Source organism: Nocardia nova NBRC 15556 (assembly GCF_001613005.1).
GTDB lineage: Bacteria > Actinomycetota > Actinomycetes > Mycobacteriales > Mycobacteriaceae > Nocardia > Nocardia nova.
Genome location: NZ_BDBN01000105.1, coordinates 13694 through 27509 on the forward strand (window position 1 = coordinate 13694; position 13816 = coordinate 27509).

Consider the following 13816-nt stretch of genomic DNA (forward strand, 5'->3'; position numbering starts at 1 on the left):
GTCCGCGCAACCCCGACCCACCCACGCGCGAGACCCACATCACGCTCTAGGCTTGAGCCCATGACCGCTGCCTTTCCGAGCATCCCCGACGATCTGAAGCCCGCCGACGGACGGTTCGGCTGCGGCCCGTCCAAGGTCCGTCCCGAACAGCTGCGCTCCCTCGTCGAGGTCGGCGCCGCCGTGATGGGCACCAGCCACCGTCAGAAGCCGGTCAAGGACGTCGTCGCGCGCGTCCGCACGGGCCTGCGCGAGCTGTTCTCGCTGCCCGAGGGCTACGAGGTCGTGCTCGGCAACGGCGGCACCACCGCGTTCTGGGACGCCGCGGCCTTCGGCCTGATCCGGGACCGTTCGCTGCACCTGACCTACGGTGAGTTCTCCTCGAAGTTCGCCGCGGTGGCCAAGCGCAACCCGTTCATCGGCGATCCGATCGTGGTGTCCTCGGACCCGGGCACCGCGCCCGAGCCGGTCTCCGACCCGGTCGCCGATGTGATCGCGTGGGCGCACAACGAGACCTCCACCGGTGTGGCGGTTCCGGTGCAGCGGCCCGCCGGCTCGGACAACGCGCTCATCGCCATCGACGCCACCTCCGGCGCGGGCGGTCTGCCGGTGAATATCGCCGACGCCGATGTGTACTACTTCGCGCCGCAGAAATGCTTCGCCTCCGACGGTGGCCTGTGGGTCGCGCTGATGAGCCCGAAGGCTCTGGAGCGAGTCTCCGAAATCAAGGATTCGGGTCGTTACACTCCCGAATTCCTCTCGCTGCCGATCGCGATCGACAACAGCACCAAGGATCAGACCTACAACACCCCGGCGCTGGCCACGCTGCTGTTGTTCGCCGATCAGATCGAGTGGATGAACAACAACGGCGGTCTGGACTGGACCGTCAAGCGGACCCTCGATTCCTCGTCGCGGCTGTATTCCTGGGCCGAGTCCAGCGAATTCGCCACGCCGTTCGTCGCGGAGCCGGCGCACCGCTCGCAGTTGGTCGGCACCATCGACTTCGACCCGTCGGTGGATGCGGCGCAGGTCGCAAAGGTGTTGCGCGCCAACGGCATCGTCGACACCGAGCCCTACCGCAAGCTGGGCCGCAACCAGCTGCGCGTCGGCATGTTCCCGGCGATCGACCCCGAGGACGTGTCGCAGCTGACCCGCTGCATCGACTGGGTGGTGCAGCAGATCAGCGCCTGATCACGACAGCGCTCGGATAAAAGCTCGCGAAAGTCGCGGAATTTCGTCACCGAAATCCGCGGCTTTCGCGTTTACGCTGTTGTGGTGCGCGCCAACCGAAATCGTGCCGGAAGTTTGCCGGGGCGTGGGCCGGTGAGCGTGGAAACAGAGCAGATTAGTCGTCCCCGGTACCGCGGCGGTAGATTTCAGGCCGCGTGTCTTGCCACACGAATCTCAGAAGTGCACTACTGTTCCAGAACGTGGGCGGTGTCGCGAGCTAGTTGGTGCTCGGCGCAGCTGTGATCGACGCAGCGATAAGGAGGTAACGGTGCGTGAACTTCGAGTGATCGGATTGACGCCCGATTCCGCGCACATCGTGTGCGTCGATGCCGAGACCGGGCAGAAGTACCGGCTCGCCGCCGACGAGAAGCTGCGTGCCGCCGCGCGTGGAGACCTTGCCCGATTCGGCCAGATCGAGATCGAAACGGAGGCGACCATGCGTCCTCGCGATATCCAGGCTCGGATCCGTGCCGGTGCGTCGGTGGAGCAGGTCACCGAGGAGTCCGGCATGCCGGCCAGCCGGGTGGAGCGTTTCGCCTACCCCGTGCTGCTCGAGCGTGCGCGCGCGGCAGAGCTGGCGCAGAAGGCGCATCCGGTGCGCAAGGACGGTCCGGCGGTGGAGACGCTGATCGAGATCGTCTCGGCCGCCTTCGCCGAGCGTGGGCACAACATCGATATCGCGGAATGGGACGCCTGGAAGGACGAGAAGAACTACTGGGTCGCCCAATTGCAGTGGCAGGCGGGCCGTTCGGTGATCGCCGCGCACTGGCGTTACCAGCCGGACGCGCACGGCGGCTCGGTGGTGCCACTCGACGATCCGGCCTCGGACCTGATCGATCCCGATTTCGGTCGCGCCCTGCGCGGCCTGGCCACCATCCTGCCGGAGCCGACCCCCGAGCCCGCGCCGGTGGTGGAACCGGTGCCGGCCGGGCCCGTCCAGACCACCGCGGTGGCCGAGACCGGCCAGGCCGGTCTCGACGAGTACTTCGAACAGCGGGCCGCCGTGGGCGGCACCGCGGTTCCGGTCAGTGCCAAGAGCACCGTGGCGGCGAATCCGTCGAGCACGACGCCCGCGGCCACCACCCCGGCGCTGCCGGCGGCACCGGCCGCCGCCGCACCGACCGCCCCGGCCGAGCCGTCCGAACCCGCCGCTCCCACCGCGGATCCGGAGCCTGCCGCCCCCACGGAGCCGGCTCCGGCTCCGGCTCCGGCTCCGGCGGCGAAGTCCACCCCTGCGGCAGCGAGCGCCAAGCCGGAAGCCGCCAAGCCCGCCGCGCAGAAGCAGGCCCGGGCCAAGCGGGGTAAGGCGCCGATGCCGTCCTGGGAGGATGTGCTGCTCGGCGTCCGTAGCTCCGGGCACTGAGCCCTCCGGGCGCCGAATCCGCGGCCGGGCACCGAATCCCGGGCAACCACGTCGAATTCGCGGCGGAGGCCATCGGTCTCCGCCGCGAAGTTCGTGTGGCGGTTCGCTGCTTACCCTCGTTCGGGCGTGTCGCCGCCGGAATGTGTGAAACGGAGGTTGACACGCGCGGCAGAAGTCAGAAGCGCCGATGTTTCCGCTGTTGGGGGAGTAGATTTTTCGTATGCGCCCGATTTCGTCGAGCGCACAGCGAGCAGGCCGCGGCGGCGGATGTGCTTCGGCTCCGGTGTTTGCTCGGGAGTAACCACGCTTACCCGTCCGAGCTCGGGAGGTGTCGCAGGTGCCATCCACAGCCTCGTCGATCTGGTACGTCGACGACCCCGACCCGGCGGCGGTCCTGCGCTCACACCCTGATCCCGATCCGGAGGCCGCCCTCGCCCTGGCCAAACAGCTCAATCCCGGCCACGATGTGGTGCCCGCCGCCTCCGGCACCCTGAAGGTCTGGGCCGGGCCGGATCCCGGCTCGATGTACATCGGCTGCTATCCGGGGGTCACCGTGGTCTGCACCGTCCAGGCGGCGCGCAGCCATCCGACCCGGCTGCCGGAACTGCTGATCCGGCCGCTGGCCTCCGAGCACACCTACCTGGTGTCCTACGACGTCCCACTGGGCTGGGGTGCGTTCGCGCATTGGGAGCGCGGGGAATTCCGTCGCGCCTTCAGCGCCACGCGGGTGAACATCGTCGAGGACGAAGGGCTGCCGCTGGTGTGGGAGCGGTCGTACTGGGCCGGCGACCATCCGGTCCGGCTGCGGCCCGGTGATTTTCCCGATCCCCAGATCCTTCCGTTCGACCCGCCGGAATTCGCCGACGCCGCGAACGAGGAGTGGCTCGGATTCCGTTATCGGGCGGGGTCTTCCGACGAGGCCCTGCATCCGGACCGGATCGAGGTGTGTGGCTTCAGCCTCTACCCCGCGGGGCAGGCGCCCGCACCGGCGACGCGGGCGACGTCGGTGACGATTCCGGCGAGTAAGCGCTGGTTCGGCTGGTTGCGTGGCCGCGACCGCGTGTTGTGATCGCGAAATCCGTCGAAACTTCAGGACGCGAGGCGTCAGGACGCGGCATCGATCAGTAGAACGACCCAGCCGATCAGTACCCCGGCGCCGAGTCCGGCGAGCACCCAGCGGGTGACCGGGGTGTAGCGCCAGCGCCACGCGGTCGGTGCGGTACCGGCGACGGCGATCACGTTCACCGCCACCGCGAGCGTCCAATGAACATGTGCCAGTGCGACACCGAACGAATACACCCCGGCGGCGGTCAGCGCGGCGACGAAGACCGACACCGCGATACCCGCCGCCCACGGCGTGGGTTCGCTGTCCGGGCGGCCGAGCGGTCGATTCACGATGTTCGCACCCTTTCGTAGAAGGCCATCGCGGCAGCGGTCGCGACATTGAGCGAATCCGTGCCGGGGGTCATCGGAATCCGGGCGCGGATATCGGTGGCGCGCATCGCCGCCTCGGTCAGGCCGGGGCCTTCGGCGCCGAGTAGCAGTGCCACCCGGTCGCCGGTCATCGCGGTCGCCAGATTCACCGCCTCGGGATTCGGCGTCAGCGCGATGATCCGAAAACCCAGCTCGCGCAAGGTGTGCAGGCCGTCGGGCCAGGTCGGCAGCGAGGCGAAGGGCACCCGCAGCACGTGGCCCATCGACACCCGCACCGCGCGCCGATACAGCGGATCGGCGCAGCGGTCGCCGAACAACACCGCGTCGGCGCCGAGTCCGGCCGCATTGCGGAAGATCGAGCCGATGTTCTCGTGATCGTTGACGCCCTCGAGCACCGCGACCGTGCGCGCGGTCCGCAAGATCTCCTCGGGCAGCAATTCCGGCGGACGGTAGGCGGCGGCAAGTACGCCGCGATTGAGATGAAATCCGACGATTTCGGCCATCACCTCGGCGCCGACGCGGTAGTAAGGGATGTCCACACCGGCGAGGTCGGGGGCGAGCTGATCGAAGCGGCGGCCCACCCCGAGCAGGGCGAACGGCTGGAAACGCGAGGCCAGCATGCGCTGGACGACCACCACGCCCTCGGCCACGACCAGGCCTTTTCCGCCCGGGAGGTCGGGACGCCGGTCGGCCGAGTTGAGGTCGCGGAAGTCGGCGACCCGAGGGTCGCCGGGGTCGACGATATCGATCACGTGGGCCACGGCAACCTATCCTGCACCCTGGCTCCGAATTCGGCCGATCCAACTGTCGTGTGGAACACGGTTTGGCAAGCAACGCTATGGTGAACTCTTTATTGGTTTAGCCGCAGAACGATTTATCCATCGCAACGGAAGAGGACGCATGACCAAGCCGGAAGTCGAGTTCCAGGAAGGCCCCGCGCCCACCACGCTGGAAGTGCACGATCTGGTCGAGGGCGAGGGCGCCGAGGCCGTACCCGGCGGCACCGTCGAGGTGCACTACGTGGGCGTCACCTACGACACCGGCGAGGAATTCGATTCGTCCTGGAACCGTGGCGAATCCATCACCTTCCCGCTGCGCGGCCTGATCCAGGGCTGGCAGGAAGGTATTCCGGGGATGAAGGTCGGCGGCCGCCGCCAGCTGACCATCCCGCCGGAGCTGGCCTACGGTCCCGAGGGCTCGGGCCACCCGCTGTCGGGCAAGACGCTGATCTTCGTCATCGATCTGCTGAACGTCGTCGAGTAGTACGCCGATCACTGCCGGACGATCTCGACCGGATCGGACAGATTCGTCGCCAGGACGGACTGCTGGGATGTGCTGTGCGCCGGTAACGCGGTGAGGGCCTTGCCGGTTTGATCGGTCAGATTCGTCGATATCTGCTGCATCTGGGTGACCCCGCCGGTCACCGCCTGCAGCGCACCCTGCAGTTGCGCGGTCGCCTGATCGGCGAGCTGCGGAATCTGTCCGGCCAGGGCGGCGCCTTGGTCCAGCTGGGCGGCGGCGGAGTTCAGCCGGTTCGCGGCATCGCGCAGGATGGTGCCGAGACCGGTGTTCGGATCGGTACTGCTACCGGTCAGCCGGGCCACGCCCGCCAGCTGGGTATCGGTCTGGCCGGCGATCGAGCGCAGCGCCTCCAGCTTTCCGACGATGTCGGTGACCTGGGGATCCGCCGCGAACGGCAGCGCGCGCAGCAGCGGCAGCACCTGGTCGAGTCCGCTGCTCATCGCCTTCGCACCGGAGCTGATCTGCCCGATGGTCAGCCCGGTGGCATCGAAGGCGCCGGCCATGTTCTCGGCCTGATTCGTCGCCTGACCCAGGGTGTCGTGTACCTGGCCGAGCTGCGAAGTCAGCGTGGCCGCACCGGATTTCGCGGAATCCAGGAAGCCCAGCATCTGCTGGGCGCCGCCGGTGAACTGTCCGGCGGCGTCGGAGGCCGTCCGCACGCCCGCGTCGAGCAGCTGAGAGGTGAAGGCGGCCTGCTGCATCGAACCGCGCGCGTTCGCGACCGCGGCCAGGGTTTGATCCACGCCCGCGGCCGCGATTCGCCGCGTCACCGCCGCGACCGCATCGTCGACCGCGGCGGTGTCCGCGTGCTCGTCGGCGGCCACGGTCAGCTGCGCCCGATGCGGCTGCGCCGTGGCGAGGGTGCCCAGCGACGCACTGAGGTCGGCGGGCAGGGTGATCACCGCGGCGTGGTCGGCGGTGCGCGCGCCGGGTTCGGCCACGGTCCAGGTGTCGCTCTCGGCTTGGAGTGCCTTGACGATGCGGGCCCCGGCGGGACCGGTATCCGCGTTGACGATCGCGATATCGGTCGGCGCGGCGCCACCGTGGGTGGCGGCGATCACCCCACCCGTCACCGCACCGGCGACCGCCAGGGTCACCACACCGAGCACTGTCCAGCGAAAACGTCTACCTGCCACGCCGTTCGACGGTAGCGGCGGTGAATGCGCAAGTACTGGCGGATATCTGAGGGTTCTGTGAGGGATCGCGGACGATTCAGTTCTGCGGCGGTGGCGCCGCCCGCATCGGACGGGCCGGCAATTCCAGCACCAGGCGTACGCCGCCCAGGGTGCCGTCGTCGAAATAGGCTCGGCCGCCGTGCAATTGGGCCTGCTGCGCGACCAGTGCCAGGCCCAGGCCGGAGCCGCCCTTGGTGGCGTTGGCGCCGCGAATGAAGCGGTCGAAGACACTGCGCCGTTCCTCGGCCGGGATGCCCGCACCGTTGTCGTCGACCGAGATCACGATCCAGCCGTCGGGGCGGCGATGGGCGGATACCAGTGCCTGCGTCGCGCCGCCGTGACGGGCGGAATTGGTGAGCGCGTTGTCGACGGCCAGGCGCAGTCCGGTCGGCAGGCCACGGGTGACGAGTTCGGGATCGGTCTCGATGCGGACGGTGAGTTCCGGGAAGTGGCGCATCGCGTCGTGGGCGGCGTGGTCGACCAGATCACCGACATCGGTTTCGACATGGTCGCGCTCGTCGGTCAGCTCGCCCGCGGCCAGCCGTTCCAGCGCGGCCAGCGTGGCCTCCACCCGGCCCTGACTGCGCTGGAGGTCGTCGAGGATCTCCGCGCGCTGCTGCTCGTCGAGGTCCAGGGTGCGCAGCACCTCGAGGTCGGTGCGCATCGCGGTGAGCGGGGTGCGCAGTTCGTGCGCGGAGACGGCGGCGAAATCGCGGGCCGTCTCGAGTGCCGCGGCGGTTTCGGCCTGGGCGAACTGCACCCGCTCCAACAGCGAATTCACTGCCTCGGAGAGTTTTTCGGCCTCGAAGACCCCGGATCCGTCCACCCGGACCTCGGCCGTGCTGGTGCCACTGCGGGCACTGACCTGCCGGGTGAGATCCCGGATCGGGCGCACCGCGCCGCCACCGAACACCCAGCCCAGCCCGGCCGCCGCGGCCACCGCCAGGCCGGCCGCGAACAGCACCCAGCGCCGCTGCTCGGACATGGTGTGATAGGCGTCGGTCAGCGGGATCGCGATCGATACGGTCCGCCCCTCGGGCTGATTCTCGGTCGTGGTCAGCACCCGGAAAGGGGTGCCCTCCATCGTGACCGTATGCGAACCCGGGTCCTCGGCCGGCAGACGCACGCTGGTGGAGGCGATGATCTCACCGTGGTCGCGGACCGTCACCGCAATATCCTTGTTCGGGGTCACCAGCGACAGCACCCCGACCGCGATGAGCGGCTGCATCAGCACGATGCGCGAGGCGATGGCCAGTTCCTGGTCGGCCTGGGCGAGATTGTTGCGGCCCAGTGCCACCACCGACACCCAGCTCAAGACCGCGGTGATGATGATCGCGCCCAATGCCGCCGCCCCGGCGACCCTGGTGCGCAGCGAATAGGAGTGACGCAGCCCGAAGCGTCGCCGTTGCGGTCCGGTCATCCCGCACCGACGCGGATCGATTCGGCGTGGGCGCCGGTCATTTCGGCATCCGCAGTACGAAGCCGACGCCGCGAATGGTGTGCAGCAGCCGGGGCGTGCCGTCGGCCTCCAGTTTGCGGCGCAGATAGCCGACGAAGACGTCCACCACATTGGTGTCGGCGGCGAAGTCGTAACCCCACACCAGCTCCAGCAGTCGTTCCCGGCTCAACACCACTCCGGCATTGCGGGCCAGCGTGGACAGCAGCTCGAATTCCCTTTTGGTGAGCTCGATTTCGTTACCGTGCAGCAGGGCGCGATAGCCGGCCACATCGATTTCCAAGGGACCCACGGTGATCGAGCCCGGCGCCGTGGCGGGAGCGGTATCGGTGCGCCGGCGCAGCAGCGCCCGGATCCGCGCCACCAATTCGGCGAGGACGAACGGTTTCACGAGATAGTCGTCCGCCCCGGATTCCAGTCCGGCGATCCGATCGCCGACCGAACTGCGTGCCGAGAGCACACAGATCGGCACTTCGTTGCCCATCGCCCGCAGCGCGGTCACCACGCCGGCGCCGTCGAGCACCGGCATGTTCATATCGAGGACGATCGCGTCGGGCGCCTGTTCGGCCACGCTGCGCAACGCCGCGGCCCCGTCGCGGGCGATGACCACCCGGAATCCGGACAGTCGCAAGCCGCGTTCCACCGAGGACAGCACATCCTCGTCGTCGTCGACCACCAGCACCGTCGGATTCTCGCTGCTCGCCACGGTGTGCAGTGTAATTTGACCGCGCGGCCCCGGGGGTGGCCCGAGGCTCGCGCGAGTTGCCGATCCGGTGGCCGGATCAGTAGTTGTGGCAGGAATCGGCGACTTCCTGGATCGTCGAGCTCAGGCCGGCGGCCCGCGGGTCCTGCTGAGCGCGCTGTGCCTCGTCCGGGTGCTGAGCCAGGTACTGCTGGAATTCGGCGCGGCGCTGTTCCACCGGCTGATCGAATTTGGCCTTCAGCTCGGCCTTCTGGTCCGGGTTGTTGTCCAGGATCGAGGCCAGCTGCGGCGCCTTGTCGTGCAACGCGGCGTCGACCTGGGCGAAGCTGCAGGTCGAATTCAGCAGCGGCGCAACCAGTTCGGTCGGGCCCGCCGATGCGGTGGCGGGGACCAGCAGGGCGGCCCCGGCGGCCAGGCCCGCAGCGGTGAGGGTGGTTGCGGCAAATCCGCGAATGCGCATGATTCTCTCTCCCTGTGCGTCGGCACGTACGTGTCCGGCACGGTATCGCCGGAGTCTGGGGCGTAGGTGAACCGATTCTGAGAAGACTCTGAACCGGCTGCTCACACCGCGCGCCCCGGTCCGGGTGGCCCGATCAGGAACCGATACTCGAGCCGTTCGTGGTCGCCGCCGGATCGGTTGTGTTCTCGGCCGCCGTGTCGGCGGTCGGATCGGTCCCGGCGAGCAGCTGATCCTCCAGCGCGATCAGCACCGCCGGATCCTCGATGGTGGCCGGCATCTCCCAGTTCTCGCCGGAGGCGATCTGGCGGATGGTGCGGCGCAGGATCTTCCCGGATCGGGTCTTGGGCAAGGCCCGTACCACTGTCACATCGTGCAGCGTCGCAATCGCGCCGATCTGCTCCCGGACGCGGGCGATGATCTCGGCGCGCAACTGCGCCAGCTCGATGTCGACCCCGCTCTTGAGCACCACGTAGGCGATCGGAAGCTGACCCTTCAGTTCGTCGGGCACGCCGATCACCGCGGTTTCCGCGACCGCCGAATGTCCCGAGATCGCGCCCTCGATGCCGCCGGCCGAGAGCCGATGCCCGGCCATATTGATCACATCGTCGCTGCGGCCGAGCACGTACAGATAACCGTCCTCGTCGAAATAGCCGGAGTCGCCGGTGAGGTAGTGCCCGGGGTAGGCCGAGAGATAGGAGCGGGCGAAGCGCTCGTCGTCGCGCCACAGGCCGGTCAGTGAGCCGGGCGGCAGCGGCAGGCCGATCACGATGTTGCCCTCCGCGCCCGTCGCCACGGCATCGCCTTCGTAGTCGAGGACGCGCAGCCGGTAGCCGGGCACCGGAACCGAGGCCGAGCCGGGTTTGATCGGCAGCTCCTGCAAACCGAGCGGGTTCGCGCACACCGGCCAGCCGGTTTCGGTCTGCCACCAGTGGTCCACGACCGGGCAGTCGGGCAGATCGGCCAGCACCGTCTCCCGGGTCCACTCGTAGGTGGCGGGGTCGAGCCGTTCGCCGGCGCAGAACAGCGCGCGCAGCGAGGACAGATCGTGGCGGCGGGCGAGCGCGGCCTCGGGATCGGCGCGGCGGATCGCGCGCAGTGCGGTGGGGGCGGTGAACATCACGTGCACCCCGTACTGCTCGACCAGCCGCCAGTAGGTGCCGGAGTCCGGCGTGCCGATCGGTTTGCCTTCGAACAGGACGGTCGTCGCGCCGACCAGCAGCGGGGCGTAGACGATATAGGAATGGCCGACCACCCAGCCGATATCGGAGGTGGTCAACATCACCTGACCGGGGGAGACGTCGTAGATGTTGCGCATCGACCAGGCCAGCGCCACCGCGTGGCCACCGTTGTCGCGCACCACGCCCTTGGGCTTTCCGGTGGTGCCGGAGGTGTAGAGGATGTACAGCGGATCGGTCGCGGCCACCGGCACCGGATCGGCCGGTTCCGCGTCGCGGACCATGTCCTCCCAGTCCAGCCAGCGGGCCGCGACGGTGGCGGTGGAATCGGGCAGGGTGTCGGTGGCCGGCTGCGGGGCGGCGAACCGGATGGTCGCAAAGCCCTCGCGCTGCTTCACGACCACATTCCGCGGCGCGGTGGTCTGCACCTGGTCGAGCGCCTGCAGCACGATCGGCGGGTACTCGATCCGCTTGTTCGGTTCCAGGCCGCCGGAGGCGGTGACGATCAGAACGGGTTCGGCGTCGTCGATGCGCGCGGCCAGTTCATGGGCGGCGAATCCGCCGAAGACCACCGAATGCACGGCGCCGATCCGCGCGCAGGCCAACATCGCGATCACGGCCTCGGGGATCATCGGCATGTAGATCACGACGCGATCGCCGGTGCGCACCCCGAGCCGGAGCATGGCGCCGGCGAACCGGGCGACCTCCGCCAGCAACTCGGCATAGGTATAGACGGCTGTGGCGCCCGTCATAGCGGAGTCATATATTAATGCGGGCTGGTTCGCGCGACCGCCCGTTTTTTCGGAAATGCCCGTTTCGGTGGCGGTATCGGTATCGTCGTCCGTCGAGGCGGGTTCCGCTGTGAGATCGCGCACATGCCGATCGAGGGCGTTGTAGGAGGTGTTGAGGCGAGCATCGGGAAACCACCGAGCCGTCGGTCGTGCCGTGGTGTCGAGAATCTGTTCGGGCGCAACGTCCCAGCTGATCGCCTCGGCCGCGCTGCGCCAGAAGTCCGACGGGTCGACCAGGCTGGTCTGGTAGGTGGGCCGGTACTCCTGCTTCGCGTTCAACCGTATGACTCCCTGCCTCGCATCGATGCCCGCCTCGATAGATCAGCCTGATTGTGGCAGACTTCACGCGACGTCCGGGCGGCCGCCGCGACCTTTGATTTTGGCTGGAACAGCCAGGTCAACGGCTGGTGGTTGCCAAGAGGTCACACAAGAAGTTATTGATCCGTTAGAATCGCATGTCACCTATTTCGGCCGTCATGGACGCAATTTCTCGGCCAGCCGCAGTTCCCGGCCCGTTCTGCTTATCGAGCCGCGCGTGCGATCGTGGAGGCTCGCCGATGGCGCGTGGCTGGGGCCAGTTTGGAAAGTGAGTTGGAGATGCGTGACGCCGCTAGGCCCGTTGGGAAGCGCTGGGCGCTCGGCAACTGGGACCTGCGCTGGAAGGTTACGGCCGTGCTGGCCGTGCCGCTGCTCGTCGCGGTGGTGCTCGGTGCTTCCAGGATCGCGTCCGAGTTCAGTGACTCGAGCCACCTGGATCAGGCGGTCGAGCACGTCGAGGCGATTCCGGCCGTCACCGGCCTGAGTGGTGCCGCGGCCACCGTCGCCGGTGGCCAGATGGCCGCGATCAGCCCGACACAGTCGCTGGTTCAGGACGCGGACCTGACACGACTGGACGGCGCCATCCAGACCGCGCAGAAGGCCACGGCCAAGCTGGACGGTGTTCCGGGTGCGCGCGATGCGATCGAGCAGATGATCAGGGGCGCCCAGGCGGTGCGCGATCAGGGCACCAAGCCCTCGCCGGTCCTCGCCGACGCGATCGCCCAGGAAGAGGCGATCCGCCAGAACAGCGTCCGTACGGTCGAGGAGATCGTCTCGACCATCTCCGACCCCGGCGTCGACGCGGCGAAGCTGCGCCTGGTCGACTCGCTGAACACCCGCGCGGTGATGGTCCAGGAGATCGCGGCCTCGGCCAAGACCCTGACCGGTGACGCCAAGGGCGGCCTGCACGACTTCCAGGTCGCGGGCAACACCGAGAAGTACATGCTGGACCTGCTGGCCAAGCGTCTGCCCGAGAACGATCCGACGATCGCCGAGCTGAACGGCTTGTTGCAGAACCGGATCGCCATGACCAGCGGCCCGAACGTCGACGTCGGTCAGCTGCCGCTGATGGATATCAAGCAGTCGCTGGTCGACAGCCTGAACGGCTACACCAAGATCGTCGGTTCCTCGACTCAGGACATCACGTCCCGAGTGAACGACCTGGCCGGTAACGCCCGGGCCGGCGCGATCCAGTACGCGGTCATCGTCGTCCTGACGATCCTGGCCGCGCTGATCTTCGCCGTGCTGGTCGCGCGGGCCATGATCGTGCCGCTGCGCAAGCTGCGCCTGGCCGCGCTGCGCGTCGCCGAACACGATCTCGGTTACGAGGTCTCGCGCCTGCGTGACGGCGCCAGCCCCGAGGATGTGCCGCTCGAGCCGATGCCGGTGCACACCGAGGAAGAGGTCGGCCAGCTCGCTCGCGCGGTCGACGACATCCACGGTCAGGCCCTGCGCCTGGCGGCCGACCAGGCGTCCATGCGTACCCAGGTCAACGATATGTTCGAGACCCTGGCGCGGCGGTCGAAGTCGCTGGTCGACCATCAGCTCTCGCTGATCGAGGCGATGGAGTACGACGAGAAGGACCCGCGCCTGCTGGAGAACCTCTTCCGGCTCGACCACCTCGCCGCCCGTATGCGCCGAAACGGCGACAACCTGCTGATTCTGGCCGGTACCCGGCAGCGGCGCAGCAAGTCCGCGCCGGTCGAGATCGCCGACGTGCTGCGTGCCGCGATCTCCGAGGTCGAGGACTACGAGCGCGTGAAGCTGGGCGCCACCCCGCGCGGCGCCATCACCGAACCGGCCGCCTCCGACCTGGCGCACCTGTTCGCCGAGCTGCTCGACAACGCGCTACGCGCCTCGCCGCCGGAGACCGACGTCAAGTTCACCTTCGCCCAGGCCCACGATCAGGGTCTGCTGATCGAGGTCGCCGACCGCGGTATCGGTATGCCGCCCGCCGAGATGGCATCGATCAACCGGCGCCTGGAGACGACCGCCGAGGTCGGTGCGGACACCGCACGCCACATGGGTCTGTTCGTCGTCGGCCGGCTGGCCGAGCGGCACGGCCTCAACGTGCGCCTGCGCCCGACCTTCGACACCGCCCGCGACCCGGGCGTCACCGTCACCGTGCATGTGCCCAAGGCGATCATCGTGGCGCCCTCGGGTGGAACGGTCTCGCTGCCGGACCAGTCCGGTGAGCAGATGTCGGTGCCGACCCAGCGGCCGTCCGCGGCGTCGTCGATGCAGATGCGCGGCGTCACCCGCACTCCGAGCGGCAACATGATGGTCACCGTGGACCCGGGAGTGAGCGGGCCGATCCCGATCACGCCGGCCGCGGATGCCGGAGACGATCGCACCGTGCGCACCAACGGCGCCGCCGCCGCGGCGAACGGTTCGGCCGCGGGTGGACTCCCG

General features: G+C 68.6%; 12 protein-coding genes. 5 read left to right on the forward strand and 7 right to left on the reverse strand.

Annotated features, from left to right (window positions below; all coding sequences use genetic code 11):
- Positions 1 to 60 precede the first annotated feature (60 nt).
- From serC to NN2_RS31220, 3 genes are all read left to right on the forward strand, one after another.
- The gene (gene serC / locus NN2_RS31210) at positions 61 to 1188 is read left to right on the forward strand and encodes a phosphoserine transaminase (RefSeq protein ID WP_063018349.1); all 1128 of its coding nucleotides are present in this window, start codon (positions 61 to 63) and stop codon (positions 1186 to 1188) included.
- 307 nt (positions 1189 to 1495) lie between these two features.
- Positions 1496 to 2590, forward strand: coding sequence for a septation protein SepH (sepH, locus tag NN2_RS31215; RefSeq protein ID WP_063018351.1), 1095 nt, complete (start codon positions 1496 to 1498; stop codon positions 2588 to 2590).
- 337 nt (positions 2591 to 2927) lie between these two features.
- Positions 2928 to 3659, forward strand: coding sequence for a DUF6928 family protein (locus NN2_RS31220; RefSeq protein ID WP_063910927.1), 732 nt, complete (start codon positions 2928 to 2930; stop codon positions 3657 to 3659).
- 35 nt (positions 3660 to 3694) lie between these two features.
- Here NN2_RS31220 and NN2_RS31225 read toward each other — a convergent pair whose 3' ends face one another.
- A complete protein-coding gene (locus NN2_RS31225; protein ID WP_030513286.1) occupies positions 3695 to 3985 on the reverse strand; it encodes a DUF2537 domain-containing protein in 291 nt (96 codons plus the stop codon).
- Positions 3982 to 4785, reverse strand: a complete 804-nt coding sequence (locus NN2_RS31230) for a TrmH family RNA methyltransferase (RefSeq protein ID WP_063018355.1) — start codon at positions 4783 to 4785, stop codon at positions 3982 to 3984. Before NN2_RS31230 ends, NN2_RS31225 begins: the two co-directional genes overlap by 4 nt.
- A gap of 139 nt (positions 4786 to 4924) precedes the next feature.
- Here NN2_RS31230 and NN2_RS31235 point away from each other — a divergent pair, with 139 nt between their 5' ends.
- A complete protein-coding gene (locus tag NN2_RS31235; protein WP_030513288.1) occupies positions 4925 to 5287 on the forward strand; it encodes an FKBP-type peptidyl-prolyl cis-trans isomerase in 363 nt (120 codons plus the stop codon).
- Between the two features lie 8 nt (positions 5288 to 5295).
- Here the strand turns inward: NN2_RS31235 and NN2_RS31240 are convergent, their stop codons facing one another.
- The 5 genes from NN2_RS31240 to NN2_RS31260 all read right to left on the reverse strand — a co-directional run bounded on the left by NN2_RS31240 (position 5296) and on the right by NN2_RS31260 (position 11365).
- Positions 5296 to 6462: a YhgE/Pip domain-containing protein gene (locus NN2_RS31240; protein ID WP_063018357.1), complete on the reverse strand. Its 1167-nt coding sequence runs from the start codon at positions 6460 to 6462 to the stop codon at positions 5296 to 5298.
- 76 nt (positions 6463 to 6538) lie between these two features.
- Positions 6539 to 7921 carry a sensor histidine kinase gene (locus NN2_RS31245; protein ID WP_063018359.1) on the reverse strand — a complete coding sequence of 461 codons (1383 nt, stop codon included), beginning with the start codon at positions 7919 to 7921 and terminating at the stop codon, positions 6539 to 6541.
- Positions 7922 to 7958: 37 nt separating this feature from the next.
- Positions 7959 to 8663, reverse strand: a complete 705-nt coding sequence (locus NN2_RS31250; protein ID WP_439955874.1) for a response regulator transcription factor — start codon at positions 8661 to 8663, stop codon at positions 7959 to 7961.
- A 76-nt stretch (positions 8664 to 8739) separates the two neighbouring features.
- Positions 8740 to 9120 (reverse strand): hemophore-related protein, encoded by a 381-nt coding sequence (locus NN2_RS31255; RefSeq protein WP_030513292.1) that lies wholly within the window; start codon positions 9118 to 9120, stop codon positions 8740 to 8742.
- Positions 9121 to 9253: 133 nt separating this feature from the next.
- Positions 9254 to 11365, reverse strand: coding sequence for an AMP-binding protein (locus NN2_RS31260; protein ID WP_063018363.1), 2112 nt, complete (start codon positions 11363 to 11365; stop codon positions 9254 to 9256).
- 318 nt (positions 11366 to 11683) lie between these two features.
- On the opposite strand from NN2_RS31260, the gene NN2_RS31265 reads away from it, so the two are divergent.
- Positions 11684 to 13816, forward strand: a 2133-nt coding sequence (locus NN2_RS31265; RefSeq protein WP_156511519.1) for a HAMP domain-containing sensor histidine kinase, incomplete at its 3' end; no start/stop codon positions are given.

Bases quoted from the DNA above. Each gene is read 5' to 3' on its own strand.
- serC (WP_063018349.1), top strand. From the start codon at position 61: ATGACCGCTGCCTTTCCGAGCATCCCCGACGATCTGAAGCCCGCCGAC.
- NN2_RS31255 (WP_030513292.1), bottom strand. From the start codon at position 9,120: ATGCGCATTCGCGGATTTGCCGCAACCACCCTCACCGCTGCGGGCCTG.
- NN2_RS31245 (WP_063018359.1), bottom strand. From the start codon at position 7,921: ATGACCGGACCGCAACGGCGACGCTTCGGGCTGCGTCACTCCTATTCG.
- NN2_RS31235 (WP_030513288.1), top strand. From the start codon at position 4,925: ATGACCAAGCCGGAAGTCGAGTTCCAGGAAGGCCCCGCGCCCACCACG.